The organism is Agrobacterium tumefaciens, assembly GCF_005221385.1.
Lineage (GTDB): Bacteria > Pseudomonadota > Alphaproteobacteria > Rhizobiales > Rhizobiaceae > Agrobacterium > Agrobacterium tomkonis.
In genome coordinates this window covers 392213-410909 of the sequence record NZ_CP039903.1, presented here as the reverse complement: position 1 = coordinate 410909, position 18697 = coordinate 392213, and the positions used below count along the sequence as shown (strand labels likewise).

19 protein-coding genes are annotated in these 18697 nt (G+C 59.5%); 7 read left to right on the top strand and 12 right to left on the bottom strand.

The genetic code is table 11. The features are described from left to right. Nucleotides 1-5 precede the first annotated feature (5 nt). A complete protein-coding gene (locus CFBP6623_RS02035) occupies nt 6-1790 on the bottom strand; it encodes an acyl-CoA dehydrogenase (protein ID WP_046798472.1) in 1785 nt (594 codons plus the stop codon). Between the two features lie 224 nt (nt 1791-2014). Between CFBP6623_RS02035 and CFBP6623_RS02030 the strand changes: the two genes are divergently transcribed. Beyond that, nucleotides 2015-3010 (top strand): transporter, encoded by a 996-nt coding sequence (locus tag CFBP6623_RS02030; RefSeq protein ID WP_046798471.1) that lies wholly within the window; start codon nt 2015-2017, stop codon nt 3008-3010. Between the two features lie 57 nt (nt 3011-3067). Here the strand turns inward: CFBP6623_RS02030 and CFBP6623_RS02025 are convergent, their stop codons facing one another. The 4 genes from CFBP6623_RS02025 to CFBP6623_RS02010 form a co-directional block, all read right to left on the bottom strand. Then, the gene (locus CFBP6623_RS02025; protein WP_046800723.1) at nt 3068-3589 is read right to left on the bottom strand and encodes a BA14K family protein; all 522 of its coding nucleotides are present in this window, start codon (nt 3587-3589) and stop codon (nt 3068-3070) included. A 223-nt stretch (nt 3590-3812) separates the two neighbouring features. Then, complete coding sequence (locus CFBP6623_RS02020) at nt 3813-4280, bottom strand: BA14K family protein (RefSeq protein WP_046800722.1); 468 nt, start codon at nt 4278-4280, stop codon at nt 3813-3815. A 183-nt stretch (nt 4281-4463) separates the two neighbouring features. Further along, nucleotides 4464-5546, bottom strand: a complete 1083-nt coding sequence (locus CFBP6623_RS02015) for a hybrid-cluster NAD(P)-dependent oxidoreductase (protein ID WP_046800721.1) — start codon at nt 5544-5546, stop codon at nt 4464-4466. A 7-nt stretch (nt 5547-5553) separates the two neighbouring features. Then, nucleotides 5554-6798, bottom strand: coding sequence for an aromatic ring-hydroxylating oxygenase subunit alpha (locus CFBP6623_RS02010; protein ID WP_046800755.1), 1245 nt, complete (start codon nt 6796-6798; stop codon nt 5554-5556). Between the two features lie 332 nt (nt 6799-7130). On the opposite strand from CFBP6623_RS02010, the gene CFBP6623_RS02005 reads away from it, so the two are divergent. From CFBP6623_RS02005 to CFBP6623_RS01995, 3 genes are read left to right on the top strand one after another with little or no spacing between them, the layout of a single operon-like run. Next, nucleotides 7131-7739 (top strand): DUF6656 family protein, encoded by a 609-nt coding sequence (locus CFBP6623_RS02005; RefSeq protein WP_162249027.1) that lies wholly within the window; start codon nt 7131-7133, stop codon nt 7737-7739. A gap of 60 nt (nt 7740-7799) precedes the next feature. Next, a complete protein-coding gene (locus tag CFBP6623_RS02000) occupies nt 7800-8777 on the top strand; it encodes an L-threonylcarbamoyladenylate synthase (RefSeq protein WP_046800753.1) in 978 nt (325 codons plus the stop codon). A gap of 49 nt (nt 8778-8826) precedes the next feature. Next, entirely contained in the window at nt 8827-10257 is a 1431-nt protein-coding gene (locus CFBP6623_RS01995; RefSeq protein WP_046800720.1) for an FAD-binding oxidoreductase, read from the top strand. A gap of 72 nt (nt 10258-10329) precedes the next feature. Here CFBP6623_RS01995 and CFBP6623_RS01990 read toward each other — a convergent pair whose 3' ends face one another. After that, nucleotides 10330-11190, bottom strand: coding sequence for a glycoside hydrolase family 75 protein (locus CFBP6623_RS01990; RefSeq protein WP_080842261.1), 861 nt, complete (start codon nt 11188-11190; stop codon nt 10330-10332). Nucleotides 11191-11350: 160 nt separating this feature from the next. Continuing rightward, the gene (locus tag CFBP6623_RS01985) at nt 11351-11869 is read right to left on the bottom strand and encodes a glycosyltransferase family 2 protein (protein WP_046800752.1); all 519 of its coding nucleotides are present in this window, start codon (nt 11867-11869) and stop codon (nt 11351-11353) included. 285 nt (nt 11870-12154) lie between these two features. On the opposite strand from CFBP6623_RS01985, the gene CFBP6623_RS01980 reads away from it, so the two are divergent. After that, nucleotides 12155-13312: a PA0069 family radical SAM protein gene (locus CFBP6623_RS01980; RefSeq protein ID WP_167379162.1), complete on the top strand. Its 1158-nt coding sequence runs from the start codon at nt 12155-12157 to the stop codon at nt 13310-13312. Nucleotides 13313-13764: 452 nt separating this feature from the next. Continuing rightward, nucleotides 13765-14418 carry a ribonuclease HII gene (locus tag CFBP6623_RS01975; RefSeq protein ID WP_046800717.1) on the top strand — a complete coding sequence of 218 codons (654 nt, stop codon included), beginning with the start codon at nt 13765-13767 and terminating at the stop codon, nt 14416-14418. A gap of 174 nt (nt 14419-14592) precedes the next feature. Here the strand turns inward: CFBP6623_RS01975 and CFBP6623_RS01970 are convergent, their stop codons facing one another. Next, nucleotides 14593-15501 carry an SDR family NAD(P)-dependent oxidoreductase gene (locus tag CFBP6623_RS01970; protein WP_046800716.1) on the bottom strand — a complete coding sequence of 303 codons (909 nt, stop codon included), beginning with the start codon at nt 15499-15501 and terminating at the stop codon, nt 14593-14595. 165 nt (nt 15502-15666) lie between these two features. Between CFBP6623_RS01970 and CFBP6623_RS01965 the strand changes: the two genes are divergently transcribed. Next, nucleotides 15667-16203 carry a TetR/AcrR family transcriptional regulator gene (locus CFBP6623_RS01965; protein ID WP_046800715.1) on the top strand — a complete coding sequence of 179 codons (537 nt, stop codon included), beginning with the start codon at nt 15667-15669 and terminating at the stop codon, nt 16201-16203. Between the two features lie 209 nt (nt 16204-16412). Here the strand turns inward: CFBP6623_RS01965 and CFBP6623_RS01960 are convergent, their stop codons facing one another. The 4 genes from CFBP6623_RS01960 to CFBP6623_RS01945 all read right to left on the bottom strand — a co-directional run bounded on the left by CFBP6623_RS01960 (nt 16413) and on the right by CFBP6623_RS01945 (nt 18669). Next, on the bottom strand, nt 16413-16898 hold the full coding sequence (locus CFBP6623_RS01960; RefSeq protein WP_046800714.1) for a F0F1 ATP synthase subunit B: 486 nt from the start codon (nt 16896-16898) through the stop codon (nt 16413-16415). 1 nt (nt 16899) lies between these two features. Continuing rightward, a complete protein-coding gene (locus tag CFBP6623_RS01955) occupies nt 16900-17538 on the bottom strand; it encodes a F0F1 ATP synthase subunit B (RefSeq protein WP_046800713.1) in 639 nt (212 codons plus the stop codon). A gap of 81 nt (nt 17539-17619) precedes the next feature. Next, nucleotides 17620-17847: a F0F1 ATP synthase subunit C gene (locus CFBP6623_RS01950; protein WP_003494147.1), complete on the bottom strand. Its 228-nt coding sequence runs from the start codon at nt 17845-17847 to the stop codon at nt 17620-17622. 72 nt (nt 17848-17919) lie between these two features. After that, complete coding sequence (locus tag CFBP6623_RS01945) at nt 17920-18669, bottom strand: F0F1 ATP synthase subunit A (protein ID WP_006309767.1); 750 nt, start codon at nt 18667-18669, stop codon at nt 17920-17922. Between the last annotated feature and the right edge of the window lie 28 nt (nt 18670-18697).

The following is an 18697-nucleotide window of genomic DNA, read 5'->3' as shown; positions in this document are numbered from 1 at the left end:
GCTCCTCAAGCCAATACGGTGCGGGCGGCGGCAAGGCTTGCCGCGCCACCGATAACGCGATCCTTCAGCGCCGCCGTTTCCGCCAGCAGGTTTTCCGCCGCAAAACGGCAAAGTGCGGCGCGATGTGCGCCCCTGCCATCATCGACGGAAACCAATGCACCCTTGGCAAGATAGGCGCCGGTGAGCGCCAGACCGAAGAGGCGCTGATAGGGCGTCGCGCCGGCGAGTGCGGTTTCGGTTTCGCCCGCCTTGATGCGGTCCAGCAACCATTCGGTCGTCGTTTCCAGATCGTTGAGGCTGGCTTCGAGATAGCGAGCCGTCTCGCCGAGATCGTCACGGTTCGAAGCGGCTGTCCGGGCGGCGATCTCACGCAGTTCGGCGATGAAACCGCGCACCTGCGCGCCCTCGGAGAGCGGCAGCTTGCGCAACACCAGATCGATGGCCTGAATGCCGTTGGTGCCTTCGTAGATCGGGGCGATGCGGGCATCACGCAGATAACGCGCAGCCCCCGTCTCCTCGATGAAACCCATGCCGCCATGCACCTGAATGCCCATGGAGGCGACATCCACACCGGCATCGGTGGAGAAGGACTTGGCGATCGGGGTGAGCAGAGCAGCGCGCTCCTGCCAGTGAGAACGCTGCGGCCCGTCTTCGCTCGCATGCGCCATGTCTATGGCATGGGCGCAGCTGAAGGAAATCGCCCGCGACCCCTGCGTCAGCGCCTTCATCGTCAGCAGCGTTCTGGCGATGTCAGGATGTTCGATGATCGGGCTCATGCCGGAGCCCTGCCAGCCGGGCGCCTTGCCCTGCGTGCGCTCCTTCGCGTATTCGATTGCCTTCTGGGTCGCCGCCTCGCAGATCGCCACGCCCTGCATGCCGACGGCAAGGCGGGCATTGTTCATCATCGTGAACATGCAGGCGAGGCCCTTGTTCTCCTCACCGATCAACCAGCCGAGAGCGCCCTTCTCTTCCCCGAATTTGCCGTCGCCGAAGATCATCGTGCAGGTGGGCGAGCCGTGAATGCCGAGCTTGTGTTCCAGTGAATGGCAGAAAAGATCGTTGCGGCTGCCCGGCGCGCCGTTTTCGTCCGGCAGGAATTTGGGCACGAGGAACAGTGAGATGCCGCGCGTGCCGGCCGGTGCATCCGGCAGGCGGGCGAGAACGAGGTGGATGATATTATCAGCCGCGTCGTGTTCGCCCCAGGTGATGAAAATCTTCTGCCCGAAGATGCGATAGGTGCCGTCGCCATTGCGCTCGGCCTTAGTCTTCAACACGCCAAGGTCCGAACCCGCATGCGGTTCGGTGAGGTTCATCGTGCCGGTCCATTCACCGGAGACGAGCTTGGGAAGATAGGTGCGTTTCAGGTCGTTGCTGCCGTGGGTGACGATGGCTTCCACCGCGCCCATGGTGAGCGTGGGCGCCAGCGCAAAGGCCATGGAGCCGGAGTTCCACATTTCGAGTGCTGCGACATTCAGCATATGCGGCAGGTTCTGGCCGCCAAACTCCTCAGGCGCCGTCAGGCTGTTCCAGCCGGCTTCGGCCCAGCGGCGGTAAAGATCGGCCCAGCCATCCGGCGTCGTGACCTTGCCATCGGCAAGCTTCGCGCCCTGGCGGTCGCCGATTTCGGCAAGCGGCGCGACCTCGGCGGTGGCGAACCGGCCGGCCTCCTGGAGAATGGCATCCACCAGATCTTCACCGAGATCGCCCAGCACACCCTTTGCCAGCGCGTCTTCAAGACCCGCTACATGTTTGAGTGTAAAGGCGATATCATCCACCGGCGCGCTATACATGCTGCCTCCTCCCGAAGCTTTTGTATCCTGCTACTGCCTTCGGGCTAAATGATTTTTACGTAAACGTCAATTTGAAAATTCCCGTCATTTCAGCGGGATTGTTATAAAACTGTCATATGAATTTGCTCAGCATGCGCTGAAAGGCGCCGTGCCGCCACTGCCGCTCCCACACCAGAACGACGGACGCCTTCCCTCCTCCCATCCAGCCGGTCAGGACTGCCACGATGGATCTCGTAACGCCCAATATTCCCGGCCTTGTCTGGGCCTATCAGTTCCACCCCGGCACAGCGCCGTGCCGCCGGCTGGCGCCCGATGCGCGCTTTCACGAAGTGGCCGAGTGCGAAGGTTTCTTCTGGCTGCATCTCAATCTCGCCGACCAGCGGGTGGCGGCTTTTCTCGAAACCATCGACGGTCTCGATCCAGCGGCGCGGGCAAGCCTCACCACCCATGAGACGCACCCTTCCATCGTGGTCGATGAAAAATCGCTCTATGGCACATTGGTCGATTTCCAGCGGGAGTTCGACAAGGAAACGCGCGATTTCGGCTGGCTGCATTTTGCGGTGAGCGATCGTTTCATCATCACCACCCGCCTGCAGCCGCTGCATTCGGTGGACCGGCTGAAAGCGGCGGTCGACAAGAATTCCAGCCGCTACCTCACCCCATCTCATGTCTTCGAGGGGCTGGTGGCGGAATTCCAGCGCTCGCTCATCAATCTGGTGATGGAGACGACGGAGGAACTGAACGCCATCGAGGACATGGTCTATGACAGCGAGAACCGCGATGAGCGGCGGCGGCTCGCCCCGCTGCGCCGCACGGTGGTTCGTCTGCACCGGCATCTGCGCACCGTGCTGACCCTGATGCGACGCGCTTCGGCCGCCGATGAGGACGAAATGCCTGACGGTTTCGAAGATGTCGCCTCACGCCTGATGGGTCGCCTCGAAGCTGTGGATCACGACGTCTATGCCCTGCAGGAACGCGCAAGGCTGCTGCACGAAGAAATCGATTCCAAACTTTCGTCCGAAACCAACCGGCACCTTTACATCCTGTCGCTGATGACGGCCTTCCTGCTGCCGCCATCGCTGGTGACAGGCTTTTTCGGCATGAATACGGATGAGTTGCCGTTTACAGTTGGCACCGGCGGCACGTTGTCGGCCGGCGTCTTTATCGTGATTTCCGTCGTGCTTGCCTGGTTCGTGCTCAAACGGGCACGGATCCTGTAATAAAAAAGCCGCCCGGTGATGACCGGACGGCTCTGTCAATTTTAGCCTGGCATTCTATCAGCTGTAAGGCGAATAGCAGGGCTGGCGCGGGCCGTGGTAAGGCTGGAACGTGTTGCTATAGGCATCGTAGGAACGATAACGGCCATAGCACCAGTTCACGTGCGCCTGGCTCATGCCGCCACGGCGGACCGGGCGGTATTCGCGATAGACCGGGCGCGGACGATATTCCGGCACCGGACGGTAGACTTCACGCGGCTGCGAAAGAGCGCCGCCGATGATCGCGCCCGTCGCAAAGGCTGCGAGCGGGAACCAGTAACCGTCATGGTGACGATAGCCCGGGCGATAATCGCGATAACCGCGATGGCCGCCATACCAGCCGCGACGGTCACCCCAATCGCCGCGACCACCACGATCGCGCCAATATTGCACATTCACGATATTGCCGGCGTCGCTGCCTGTGGCCTCGACGCTTTTCGGCGCCATCGGCAACGGCATTGCTGCTTCTGCGGGAACGATCGCTCCTGCAACCACGATCGCAGAAAGACCGACAGCCAAGATATTCTTCATATAGTTTCTCATCTGACTTCCTCCATTCACGACGGTCAACAGGCCGCTTTCCGTGAATAATAGCACTTTTTTCTTCTCATTCGGCCAGTTTTTCGGTCTGGCTGGAACATTACTGGTTGCAGGCTAGGCGTTTTCGCCTGAACCCAGCATTAACGCTCCATTCACGCTTCGGTTACCCGATCCGGCAGCCGGAAAACAAAAGCCCGGATAAAAATCCGGGCTTTCGAAAATCCTGTCAGCGGCTGTACGGCGATACGCATATGCGGCGCGGACCGCTGTTCGGCTGGTAGCTATTGTCGTAAGCGCGGTAGGACCGCCAGCGGTTCTGACACCAGGAGACATGGCTGCCGCCATAGGTCGGACGCGGCTGCTGCATGGCGCCGCCGATGATCGCACCGGCCGCAAAGGCTGCCAGCGGGAACCAGTAACCGTTATGATAACGATAGCCCGGGCGGCGATCGCGATAGCCGCGGTGGCCGTTGTAATATCCGTCACGCGGCGGGCGGGGGCGATACATGCGGTCCCCATACCTGCGGTCGTTTCGGCGGTCCCATTCGCGGTACTGCACCGGCACGACATTATTGTCGGCGGATATCGCCGGCTTCGGCATCGGCACAGGCGCCTGGAAGGCCTGCGACGGCGTGAAGCTGGTGAGGAAAACGACAATCGCCGTGGCGACGCTCGTTGTCCGGAAATTCATCATGGTCTTCCTCCGTTTGCTCTGGCGCGTTAAACCGCGCCCTTTAACCGCTCGCTCTCATCGGAGGTAAGGGTCAGCCCCATGGAACACCCGAAAAGAATTCGATGACGTGCAAACGAGTTTAGGGAAATTTGGTTCCATGACAACCATCCGGTGAAGGATAGGGAAGATGACACGCTATTGGCGTCAGGCTTCCACCTTCACATCGGTCAAGGGCCGTGAACAGCAGGCGAGAATATAACCTTCCTCGATCTCGTCATCGAGAATGCCGCCATTGTGGTTCATCTCCACCTCGCCGGACAGCTTCAGCACCCGGCAGGTGCCGCAGATACCCGATTCGCAGGCCGCGCCGATGCGTACGCCGGCGGCGCGCGCCGTCATCAGAACCGTCTGGCCGGGCTGGCAGGCCATCTCTTTTCCGGAAAGCGTGAAGCCCACCATCGACAGCGCTTCACCGTCCACATCGGTGAGAACGCTCTCGCCGACCGTGACCGGGGCTGCGGGCGAGAAGCTTTCCTGATGGTAACGGCTCATGTCGAAGCCGGACGCGTCGAGCATGGAGCGGACGGCGGCCATGAAGGGCTCCGGCCCGCAGCAGAATACGGTGCGCTCCATGAAGTCAGGAGATAGAAGCGCGATCTTGGCCTTGTCGACCATGCCCTTCAGGCCGGACCAGAGATCGGTGCGGCCGCAGTTCTCGACGATGAAACCGAGCGACAGCTTCGGCATGAAGCGGGCGAGATATTCAAGCTCGTGGCGGAAGACGATATCGGACGGCGAGCGCGAGCAGTTGATGAAGGCGATGTCGCTCTGCGGAGCACGGTCGCTCATGTCGCGCACCATCGACATCATCGGCGTGACGCCGGAGCCTGCCGAGATGAACAGATATTTGTCACCGGGGTGGCGCACATAGGAGAAATCACCGAGCGGGCCGAGCGCCCGGATTTTCATGCCGGGCCTCAGATTATCGAACATCCAGCGCGTGCCGATGCTGTTGGCCTGCGCCTTGACCGTGACCGAAAGCGCATAGGGCCGTGACGGGCTGGAGGACAGTGTGTAGGTGCGATAGAGCGGCTCCTTGCCCACCGGCAGTTCCAGCGTGACGAACTGACCCGGCAGATACCGGAACCAGTTCTGATCTTCGGAGCGGAACAGGAATGTCATGACATCCTGTGTTTCGGGCGTCACCGAAATGCACTCCAGCAGCTGGAGCTTGTCGCTCCACGGCTTCATCTCGTCTATGTGCTTGTAGGTCACAACCATATTCATCTTCGCGTTACGCTACTGCCGAAAGCCGGGCCTTGTCGCCGGAAAGCCGGTCGATCATGAAATCGGAATACCAGTTGACGAACTGCATCACACCGCCCTCGTCTTCCATGGAATAAGGCCCAGGCTGGTAAGCAGGCGACCGGATGCCGAAGGCGTTTTCCTCGACGATGCGGCGGTCCTGATCGTTGGTTTCGTTCCAGACGTGGGTCAGGTCTTCCAGATCGTAGTCGACGCCTTCCACCGCGTCCTTGTGCACCAGCCATTTGGTGGTGACCATGGTCTCATTGGCATTGAGCGGCAGCACCCGGAAGGAAATGGTGTGGTCGCCGAGGAAGTGGTTCCAGGTCGTCGGATAATGGAACAGCAGCAACGCGCCGATATGGCTGATGCTGACATCCTCGGACAGCGGCCGGCGCACGGCGCGTTTGCCCGACATGGTGTAGCTTTCCGCCTCGCCGATCAGCGGCATGCGGGCGACGCGGAACTGGCCCTGCGGATCCATCTTGAAACGGCTCGGCAGGCCGGCGGCCTCGCAGCGCGCCCAGTGACCGCCGATCTCGGGATCGCTGGCGCCGCCATCCGTTCCCGTCACACTCGGGTTTTCGGGGTAAGTGCGGCAAAGTTCCGGGTGGTTGGCGGCGCAATGGTAGCACTCGCGGTTGTTTTCCCAGACCAGCTTCCAGTTGCCCTTTTCGATGATCGTGCTTTCATGCGCGACCTTGGCTTCCCAGATGCGGTGCGGGGCCATGTAGCTTTCGACTTCGGCCCGCATGGGCGCAAAATCCGCCGGCTGGTCGGCAAGGCAGATGAAGACGTAACCGGCAACTGTCTGGCAGGCGACCGGCTTCAGGCCGAATTCCGCCTTGTCGAACTCCTCGCCCATATGACGCGCGAACAGGAGCTTGCCATCCAGATCGTAGGTCCACTGGTGATAGGGACAGACGAGACGGGCGGACTGGCCCTTATGGGCGGAGCAGACGCGGGAACCACGATGGCGACAGGAATTGTGAAGGGCGCGGATCTCGCCGTCGCGTCCACGGACGATGACGACGGAATAGGAACCGACCTGCACGGTGAAATAATTGCCGGATTTGGGCACTTCGCAATCATGGCCGACAAACAGCCAGTCGCGATACCAGATGGTTTCCATATCCAGCTTGAAATAATCCTGGTCCGTGTAGAAGGGCTGTTCCAGGCTGAAGCCCTCGCGGCGGTTCTTCAGCTGGCGCAATACGGTATCACGCAATTCCATGGCCAAATCCTCGATCAAACCGCCCTGCCCGGCACCATTTACCGGGCTGCGGAAGCATGATCACATCTAAACACCGGCGGTCATTTGCAGCAGCACAGACAGCGACATCGGCTTCCGCATTGGCGACAAATTGCGACATCAGCAAATGCCTGCCATAGCCCATTCCGCTGCGAAATCCGGCAGCTACTTGGTGAACAAAACCACGTCGCAATATGACGCATCATATTGCGCGATTGCCTCTCCACCCATCAGAAAACAGGGGGTGCGACGCAACGGAGTATTAACGCGAACTAAATTATCTTGCCGCATCGACAGCAACGAGGGCGTTCCTGGTGGAGAAGGCGACACGCATACGTTATTTCGATGCGGCCAGACATTCGATCATGCCGATACGGTCGAAGACCGCGCATTCGGATTTTCTGCGCACCGGCCGGATCAGCCGTTATGAAGAACGCTGGTTGCCGCGGGAGCGTGTCTATTACAGCCATGAGGAGGTGGCGGCGATGACCGGGCGCAAGCTCGAGGCCGCCGCCGATGCCACCCATAGCCGCCTCAACACCTTTCACCAGTCTATCCGTTTTCCCAAGATGGTCTCCCACCATCTGCTCAACGACCGGCCGCATCTCGGCTATTGTCATGTCACGGCGGCGAAAACCAGTTTCGACGCTGAACGCCACGTGCTGTGGTCCTTCTATTTCGCGAATTTTTTCGCCGAACTGAGCGGTGAAGAGAACTTCTTCGAAAATATCGATGCACGTTATTCCCGGATGTATTTTGCCGTCGCCATCAATGCGCTTCCCGACAAGGAATTCGCAGTCGATACCTCCTTCCATCGCGGCGGCCTGCTGTTCCAGACCCATGACCCGCGCGTGGCGCTGAAAAATGTGCTGCTGCTCGGCGCGCGCTCGGAGGAGATGCGCAGGATCATCAAGGCGATATAAACGATAGCGCTTTCCATCCCGGCCAGAAATACGCTATTGAGCGCGCTGAAAGGCAGCATCATGGCGCGTCATATCAACATCGAAAATGAGCGGGAAACCGCGTTGCAGGCCGCCGTAGCGGAGCTTGCGGACGGCCAGCCCATCGCCCTGCCGACGGAAACCGTCTACGGCCTTGCCGCCGATGCGACCAATCCGGCGGCCATCACCCGCATTTACGAGACGAAAGGCCGGCCGCAGTTCAATCCGTTGATCTGCCATGTGGCCGATATTGCCATGGCCGAACGTTATGCGGTTTTGGACCCCATTTCGCTGAAGCTTGCGCAGGCCTTCTGGCCCGGCCCGCTGACGCTGGTTCTGCCGCTGAGACCGGAAAGCGGCATTCATTCGCTTGCGACGGCCGGGCTTGATACGGTCGGCATCCGCGTGCCGCAGGGTTTTGCCGGTGATCTGATCCGCCGGTTCGACAGGCCGCTGGCCGCCCCCAGCGCCAATAGTTCCGGCAAGATCAGCCCGACAAGTGCCGCCCATGTGGAGGCCGATCTCGGCCGGAAGATCAATCTCATTCTCGATGGCGGGGCCGCCTCGGTCGGCGTCGAATCCACCATCGTCAAGGTGGAAGAGGATGGTCGCGTACGGCTGCTTCGCCCCGGCGGCATCGTCACCGAGGACATAGAGACCATTGCCGGCCTGCGGCTGGAACGGCCCGAAAAAGCCTCTGCCGCCATTGAAGCGCCCGGGATGCTGGCGTCGCACTATGCGCCCGGTGCATCCGTGCGCCTCGGCGCCACATCTGTTTTGCCGAACGAAGCGCTGATCCGTTTCGGCAGCGTCACCATTAAGGGTGAAGAAGCGGCCCGCGCTGTTTTCGATCTCAGCCCCGCCGGCAATCTTGCCGAGGCCGCCGCCAATCTGTTCGATTATCTCAAAGCCGCCGATGCGACCGGCGCGAACACCATCGCCATCACCGCCATTCCCACACATGGTCTCGGAGAGGCGATCAACGACCGCCTTTCCCGCGCCGCCGCACCGAGAGGCTGACGGCACTTAACCCTTTTTCGCCCATGCTTCAAAAGACAGCGAGACACCCATGACCGCCATCCCCTCCTCCGACATCCTCGACCGCTTCACCGCCATTGTCGGCGAGAAAAATGCGGTGCGCGACCCGGCGGAAATGGCGCTGCGTCTGGTGGAAAATCGCGGGCTTTATCGCGGCGCCTCGCCGCTGCTCGTCAAACCCGGTTCGGTCGAAGAAGTTGCCGCCATCCTGAAGCTCGCCAGCGAGACCGGCACACCAATCGTGCCGCAGACCGGCAATACCGGCCTTGTCGGCGGCCAGACACCCCGGGCGGAAGGCACCGACATCATCCTGTCGCTGGAGCGCATGAACCGCATCCGCGATATTGATCCGGTCGCCAATGTCATCGTCGCCGATGCCGGCTGCATTCTCGATGACATCCACAAGGCAGCGGAGACGGTGGAACGGATGTTCCCGCTGTCGCTCGGCTCGCAAGGCTCCTGCCGCATCGGTGGCAATCTCGCCACCAATGCCGGCGGCACGGCTGTTCTCGCCTATGGCAATATGCGCCAGCTCTGCCTCGGGCTTGAAGTCGTCCTGCCAACCGGCGAAATCTGGAACGGGCTGCGCCGGCTGAAAAAAGACAATACGGGTTACGATCTGCGCGATCTCTTCATCGGTTCGGAAGGCACGCTCGGCGTCATCACCGGCGCGGTGCTGAAGCTGTTCCCGAAGCCGCTCGGCCATCAGGTGGCTTTTGCCGGGCTCGGCTCCACCGAAGACGCATTGAAGCTGTTCGAAATGGCCTCGAACCTCTGCGGTACGGCGCTGACCGGTTTCGAACTCATGCCGCACATCGGCGTCGAATTCACTACGAAACATATTCCCGGTGTGCGCGACCCGCTGCAAACGCCCCATGACTGGTACGCGCTCATCGATATCTCCACCTCCGATTCGGCGGAGACAGCCGAGACGATGATGCAATCGCTGCTGGAGCGCGGTTTTGAGGCAGGGTTCGTTCAGGATGCGGTGATCGCGGCGTCAGAAGCCCAGCGACAGGCGCTGTGGCACATGCGTGAAAGCATGTCGGATGCGCAAAAGCCGGAAGGTGGCTCGATCAAGCATGACGTTTCCGTTCCGGTCTCGAAAATTCCGGAATTCATGGCGACCGCGGAAAAGGCGGTGATTGCCGCTATTCCCGGCGCCCGCGTCTGCGCCTTCGGCCATCTTGGCGATGGCAACATCCACTACAATATTTCCCAGCCTGTTGGTGCCGACAAGGCCGAATTTCTTGGTCGCTGGCGAGACATGAACGAGATCGTCCATGGTATCGTGCTGACGCTCGGCGGCTCCATTTCCGCCGAACATGGCATTGGCCAGCTGAAACGCGACGAGTTGGCCGCCATTCGGCCCGGCATCGAAATGGACCTGATGCGGCGCATCAAGCACGCCTTTGACCCGGCCGGCATCATGAACCCCGGCAAGGTGCTTGCCGCTGGCTAGGTTGGGCTTTCAGGAAGACTGATGCGGGCGGTTTTGGCCGCCCGCTTTTCGTGACGACAGGGCCGGCTCAAACTAACGGGCGCATTCGATCAATTTCTGAAGACCGCCCCAATTGTCGAAATGCGTTTTTCCCATTGCCGCAATTTCAGCCCGCCATTTTTTAGCATCAACGGTCGGATGGGACGTCTTTCCGGGAAACACCACCGTAATAACCGGGATCGGATCTTTATTTTTGCGTTCGTCGGCAATGCCCGATTTCGCTCTCAGAACGCCACCCTTGTTCACCAGCGGATTGTTGCCGATATCCTGGTGGAAGCGCACGGAGGCCTCACCGAGTTTGCCGCCGTCACCATAAACCCCGTACGCGAAGCGCTTGGTCGCCGGGCGATAGACCACGGCGATATCGCCGTCCTTCACGCCATATTTCCTCACGAAGCTGCTGGACAAAACAACATAGGGAATTTCGGTGGCATCGACCCAGTGCCTCTGTGTTCCTGCCGGTCCATCCGGAACCGAAACAGTCGTTTCGGTGATAAAAGCCTTGCCGGGCAAGGGATCGCCAGCTTTTTGAATTATCGGCTTATTGTTCTCATCCTTCGAAAAGCCGAAAATTCTGACCTTCGAATAATCACCCGTGGCAACGGCTTTCTTCCAGGCATTCTGGCACTTTTTTTGCCATCCCTTGGGATCCGTATCGGGTGTTGAACCCACGGCCGTCATGCCGTCGCAGGTATAAGACAGCCCCTCCCCATTCACGAGATAAGAGTTGGGCGCCCCATCGGCATCGACCTTGAGTTCCTTTGTGGAAAAAACGACACCTCCCGTTCCACACATGGCCTGAGACAAGGCTGTCGTTGGCAGCGCCAATAGTGTGGCAGCGCAAAAGACAGCGTGCATCCTGGAAGAATTCGACCTGAAAAATCCGTATGACATGCAACCCTCCCCCTACAAAACATGTATAGGTTGCATTTATTCATGCAGAAGTCGAGTCCAGTCTTATTCAGGGACAGAATCGGGTGTCTCCCCGGCATTTCAGCCCGCTTAAATCTTCAATTTTTCAAAATTAGTCTTCAAGCAGCTTCAGGATTACGGGCTAGCCCGACGGCCGGGCGGTCCAGGCGGGAAGCAGCTCCGCATTCAGGCGGCGCGGCTTTTGCGCATGGACGAACTGCGTCAGGCCCATGCCGGATTTCGCAATCGCCACCGCATGTTTCTTCGGCATCAGGTAACCATATTCCAGCGGCGGCGGACGGCGAATGATTCGGCTGAAGAATGGACGCTTGTGGTAACGGGAGGGCGAAAACCGCGCCGGCTCCGCACATATCGTCACATATTCCAATATTTCCTCAATCCAGCCGCTTTGCGGCCGCGCACCTGGCTCCACCAGCAATATCCACTGTCCGCGTGCAGAGCGCATGACATCTTCAATGTCCCATTGCCCATAAAAGCGGCAGCCGGCGGCATCGGCGACACGCGACGATCCATCGCGCGAGCCGTGATCGAGGATCACCACATCGCTTACAAGCCCTTCCACGGCACCGGTTACAAGCGCAGACAAGGTATGCGCCAGCTCCGGTTCCTGATCCCGGCATTCCATTATGACTGTCAACATATGCATAGCTCTAACGCATCGCACAATAAATTGCCACTATGCCCTTCACGGTAAAATCTGCCATTCGCAGTGCGGATCGGCACCCCGCTTCGCGGCGAAATCACTCCCCCAACCTTTCCCTGCATGGATGTGGACAAAGATCAGTTCTGCGCTTTTTGTTCTTGTATTGTTCTCATTTTTGCGTTAGGAATTTAATCATCGAAGAGGTGATGAAAGCCTGTTTGAACGGAAACGGTTTAGGGTGTTTGGCGGGCCTTCAGGCGCGCGGCGCTCGGGAGCATCCAGATGAGAAACCATACGCTTTCGGGGCAGGCTGCCTTCCAGCCGAGCCATATGCCAGATATTGCCAACGCGCTGGCCGATGCATCGGGCCTACGGATCGAGATCGACCGTCGTCGCGGCCGTGGCGCCGGGATCAATCCGGACGGACGCTTCGAGGCCCTGCAGCGCGAGGTTTTCGACGATGGCTGGCAGACGCTCGAAGACATGCCGGAATTCCGCACCGAGGTGCAGGTGGAAAAGCCGCGCAGCATCATCACCCGCAACGAATCGCCCGATATCCCGTTCGACCGCTCCATCAACCCCTATCGCGGCTGCGAACATGGATGCATCTATTGTTTCGCAAGACCTACGCACAGCTATATGGGTCTTTCGGCCGGGCTGGATTTCGAATCGAAGCTGTTTGCCAAGCCGGATGCGGCGAAGCTTCTGGAACGCGAGCTGGCAAAACCGGGTTACAAGCCGCGGGTGATCGCCATCGGCACCAATACCGACCCTTATCAGCCAATCGAGCGTGAATGGCGCATCATGCGGCAGATACTGGAAGTGCTGGCCAAGGCCGACCATCCCGTCGCCATCGTCACCAAATCGGCGCTGATCAAGCGGGATATCGCCATTCTGGCGCCCATGGCCAAAAAGGGTCTCGCCAAGGTCGGCATTTCCGTGACGACGCTGGATCGCAAGCTCTCGCGCAACATGGAGCCACGCGCCGCCACGCCGGAGAAGCGTCTGGAAGCGGTCAAGGCGCTGACGGAGGCGGGTATTCCGGTTGCCGTGATGATGGCGCCTGTCATCCCGGCACTCAACGATCATGAAATCGAACGGATTCTGGAAGCCGGCAAGGCAGCCGGTGCGACCGAAGCGTCTTACGTGCTGCTGCGCCTGCCGCTGGAGGTGAGCCCGCTCTTCCGCGACTGGCTGCTGCGCAACTATCCGGACCGCTACCGTCACGTCATGTCACTGGTGCGCTCCATGCGCGACGGCAAGGATTATGATGCGGAGTTCGGAAAACGCATGAAGGGCGCCGGTCCTTACGCCTGGCAGATCGGCAGGCGTTTCGAGATGGCGACGAAGCGGCTTGGCCTCATCCGCCGCGGCATTCATCTGCGCGACGATCTCTTCGTGCCGCCGGGCGGTGCGGGGGTGCAATTGTCGCTGCTTTGAGAAGCAAAGGCAGGAAGTGGCTTGGGGTGATGAATGTCCGAAATACACTCAACCTCATCCTCGGGCTCGACCCGGGGATCCATCGTTCGACGGGTTGTGGATCCTCGGGTCGAGCCCGAGGATGACGTCGAGTTTGAAGGATAGGTCGTCAATAATTTGAGGCTCGGCAAGCCGAAAATAGATTGAATCCAAAACGATAAGGAGCAACCACCTCGTCTCGTTGCTCTCGACGAAATGCCCGGCGGGTTTTCCCTGGTCCGCCGGTCATCGCCCCCCGGAACCGCCGCCTCGCGTGCGATCGCTTTTCCTCCGCCGCCCCGCTGGAGGATAGAAGGTCATGATGACCTCAAGGGCATAGTGAGCCACGCCCCCCTCGACCCGGCTCACCCTGCCTGTCATCGCCCGCCTCCGGGGGCTTGCAGGAGATCGGGTGTGTGTGCAAGTTTCGCCGCATGAAACGCCGTACACCACCCGATTCTCCTGCCCTCTTCGATCTTGCCGATACCGGCCCGGATTTTTCCTTCGAGCTTGAGGCAAAAAAGAATGGTCTCTGGCCCGTGGCAGGCACGGATGAAGCAGGCCGCGGGCCGCTTGCCGGCCCAGTCGTTGCGGCAGCCGTCATTCTCGATCCGGACAATATTCCCAAGGGTATGGACGATTCCAAGAAGTTGACGAGGCTGAAGCGGGAAAGCCTCTTCGTACAGATCATGGAAACATCGATCGTATCGGTTGCGTCCTCCGGCCCCGGCCTGATCGACAGCATGAATATCCTGCGCGCCAGCCTCGACGCCATGCGCCGCGCCGTGCTCGGCCTCGAAACCTGCCCCGCCCTTGTGCTCGCCGACGGTCGCGACAGGCCGCCCGGCATCACCTGCGAAGCCAAAGCCGTCATCAAGGGCGATTCCCGCTCCCTCTCCATCGCCGCCGCCTCGATCGTCGCCAAGGTGACCCGCGACCGGATGATGGAACGCGCCGGTGCAGTGCATTCGTCCTATGGCTTCGAAGGCCATGCCGGTTACGGCACACCGGCCCATCTTCGCGCCATCGAAAGCCACGGCCCCTGCCCGCTGCACAGGATGAGTTTCCGGCCCCTGAAGCGGGATTGATTGCGTCGTCCACTCGTCGTAATCGGACGATTTTTAGCCCCATGGCGCTCCAATACCTTGCGGATGACGCCCCGTGATAGCGCAACGCCAAGACTGCATGGGGAAAGCTCGCCGGTTGACACTTTCGGCGAGCATGCAGACTAGATGACCGCACTGGGGATATCGCAAGTTCTTTCAGAGATCGTAGCGGAAGCCAGTAATACGCTCCAGATCATTGAACAGCTCTCGTGCTGCGGCCGGATCATCGGCGTAAGGTGCCGTCGTCGTTTCCTTGGGACTTCCACGTAACTCAAACAGTGCACTTGGGCCATAGTAGCCGCCGGGGCGAGCATTCGGCAGCGTTGCAGCCATTAGGGTCGGCCAGGCGCCATGCGCTGCATCTTGCAGCAATGGATAGGTGAGAATGCCTGCGATCTTCGTACTTAGAGTCGTGGCGGCGAAAAGATTCGTCCGGGCGCCGCCCGGATGGGCTATTGTGGAAAGCAGGCGGCTGCCAGCACGTTTCTGCAGTTCACGGGCAAACAAGATGTTAGCGAGCTTGGTTCTGGCATAGACCTGCATCGGAGCATATTTTGCCTTGGCCTCAAAGTCGGTGATCGGACCGGGCTTGAACATCTTGTGCGTGTTCGAAGCGACTGTAACCACGCGGGGGTCGGATGCCTGCAATAGGGAAGGTAGGAGCAGGCCAGTCAGTCTATAGGGCCCCAACACGTTAGTTGCGACCTGAAGTTCATAGCCATCAACGCTCATCTCCCGCTTCGGCAAACCCATTACACCCGCATTATTAATCAGCATATCCAGCGCATCCCCATCGGCGAGCCAAGTGTTGGCAAACGCCGTCACGGACGCGGGATCAGACAGATTTAAGATTCCTGTACGAATGTCCGCATGCGGTAAAATCACCCTGATACGACCAGCAGCATCTTCGCCTTTGTCAGCACTGCGGGAGGCAATAGTGACCTGGCTGCCGGCACGTGCCAGTTCCAGGGCAGTGTACCAACCGATACCGCTGTTTGCGCCAGTCACAATAATTCTTTTGCCTTTCTGCGATGGGATTTCCGCAGGTGTCCATTTCGAGGTCATGATTGATAGCCTTCATTTCAATTGAGTTATCGCCATTCGCGACCTGTACGAATTAACATTATGACGTTTTTTGTATTTTTTGTCAAAATAGATTGATAACTTAAACAACGCAAGCTCGTTACTCGGCTTGATTGACAAAAAACACAAATTTTGTCACGAGACGTTATGGCATCGAAGATCACCCCCGAAGAAGCGGCACAGCGCCGCGACAACATCCTGTTGGCGGCACGTTGGTGCTTCCTGAATTTCGGCTATGCGAAAACCTCACTCGATGACATCGCAAAGCGCGCCAACATCTCGCGGACACTGCTTTACAAAACGTTCACCGACAAAGAAGACATCTACACCGCCGTGTTCCGGCACTGGCTAATATCCCGGCACCCTGCCGCACGCCAGGCAGTAGAGGGTGTGGGGACACCCCGGGAGCGTCTGTTCGAAGTCTGCCGGATTATGATGATAGAGCCGTGGGCCGACATGATCGGCGCACCTATGGCTGGGGAGTTCTACGCGGTTTGCGAACGCCTCGATCCCGAAATTGACGCCCTCCATCGCATGGTCGCCTTGGAAAGCTTCGAGGCGCTGATAGGTGACGCGACATCGGCGGAGGTCTTCCTTTTCGCCTTGGATGGCCAGATTGGCGACGAGCCGGATGTACCCACACTCCGCGCGCGGATCAAACTGCTCATCGACCGCTTCATCTAGTCCGCCGTTTGTCCGAATGTCCCCTTCTTGGCGAAAAGCGGAAGCGCAATCGAACCCAACCCAGCCGCTGCGGTCGAAGAATACCCCTCGGAAAATTGCCGCATTCCCGATGAACAGACAATGTCATGTCTCGAAGCGGCTTCACCACCTCAAACAAAAAACCCCTCACGGCTCACGCCGGAGGGGTTTTTGATAGTCCGATGATGAACTTAGTTCAGCTTCGACTTCACTTCGCCGATCGTGGCGGAGAAAAGCTTGGCCTTTGCGGCGGCAGTCGTCTTTTCGGCAATGAGCTTCTCGGAAGCGGCAATGGCGATATCAACGGCGGCGGCGCGGACGGCGCCGATGGCGTCTTCTTCGGCCTGCTTGATCTTCTGTTCCGAAAGGGCCGTGCGGCGAGCGACGAATTCTTCCGTCTTCTGCTTGGCTTCTTCCGTCAGGGCAGCGGCTTCGCGCTCAGCGGCGGCAACAATGCCGGCGGCTTCGGCTTCTGCTTCCTTACGCTTACGCTGATATTCGGCCAGCAGGTGCTGGGCCTCTTCACGCAGGCGCTTGGCTTCGGCCAGCTCGTCCTGAATGTTCTGGGCGCGCTCGTCCAGAGACTTGGAGAGCATGCCCGGAACCTTGAGATAGGCGATCAGGACGAAGAAAAGGACGAGACCGACAAGAGCGAAAAATGATGCATCAAATGCCATGTCAGGCTCCCTTCACGTTCGAAGCGGCGGCAATGGCAGCCTTGACGTCGGTATCCTTGACCTTGGCGCCAACCAGCTGGTCGACGATCGCGGTCGCGGTTTCCTCGGCAATGGCGCCGACATCGGCGAAAGCCTGGTCCCTGATGCCCGCAATGCGCTTTTCGGCGGCAGCAAGCTTTTCAGCAAGTCCTGCCTCGATAGCGGCGCGGTCGGCATCGGCCTTGGCCTTGGCGGCGTCACGTGCCGCGGAGCCGATCGAGCTTGCCTTGGCGCGGGCTGCCGCGAGTTCTTTTTCATAGGTTTCGACGGCTGCGTCGGCTTCGGTTTTCAGCCGTGCCGCTTCGTCGAGATCCTGTGCGATGCGTCCATGACGGTTTTCGAGAATGCCGCCGACGCGCGGAACGATGACCTTCTGCATCAGCAGATAGAAAAGGCCGAACGTGATCGCCAGCCAAAGGACCTGCGATGCATAAGTAGACTGGTCGAACGGCGGGAATACGCCGGAAGCACCTTCGGAACCATGCGCTACACCGGTTTCCGTGTGCGTGGCTTCCGGTTGCGGCTGGCCGACAGCCGGAGTTTCCGTATGCGTTTCACCTACGGTCGGTGCTGACTGGGCATAAGCCTCGGTCACGAACATGCTCACCTCCAGGGGGACTGCAAATGCGAAGGATCACGGCACGCCATCAGCGCGAGCCGTGATCCAGACCTGATGCCGTTATCAGACAGCGAACAGGAGAAGGAGAGCAACGAGCAGCGAGAAGATGCCCAGAGCTTCCGTAACGGCGAAGCCGAATACCAGACGGCCGAACTGGCTGTCGGCAGCAGAGGGGTTGCGCAGTGCGCCGGACAGGTAATCACCGAAGATACGGCCGAGTGCGAGGGACGTACCAGCCATGCCGAGGCATGCGAGACCTGCGCCGATGTACTTTGCTGCTTCCGCTTCCATGTGAGACTCCTTGAGATATTGGTTGTTGCGGCTATTCTTGACACCCGTTACCGGGGCCAGCGACTTTACTTCTCAGTGACCACCATGCACGGCGTCGTTCAGGTACATGCAAGTCAGTACCGCGAACACATAAGCCTGCAGGAAGGCAACGAGAAATTCGAGAGCGGTCATTGCGACCGTCATGATGAGAGGCAGGACAGCGCCGCCGACGCCAAGCGCGCCGAGCGCACCCATGGAGGCGACGAAGCCCGCGAAAACCTTGAGCGTGATGTGGCCGGCCAGCATGTTCGCGAAGAGACGAACGGAAAGGCTGATCGGACGCGACAGGAACGAGATCATTTCAATCGACGCGACAAGCGGCAAAAGCGCCTTCGGCACACCCGAGGGGGCAAAGATACCGAAGAAATGCAGGCCGTGCTTGTAGAAACCGTAAACGATGACCGTGCCGATGACGAGGCAGGCGAGCGCGAAGGTAACGATGATCTGGCTGGTGACCGTGAAGAAATACGGGAACATGCCGAGAAGGTTTGCCGTCAGCACGAACATGAACAGCGAAAAGACGAAGGGGAAGAACACCATGCCCTTTTTGCCGGCGCCTTCGCGCAGCATGGAGGCGATGAATTCATAGGACATTTCAGCAACGGACTGCATGCGGGTCGGGATCAGACCGCGGTTCGACGTTGCGAAATAAAGGAAACCGGAAGCGGCGGCCACGGTCGCAACCATGAAAAGCGACGCATTGGTGAAGGAAAAATCGACGCCGCCAATTTCGATCGGAATGATCGGCTGCACCAAGAACTGATGGGTCGGATCGTTTGCCACCGGCTGCCCTCTTTACCTGTCGCCGCGC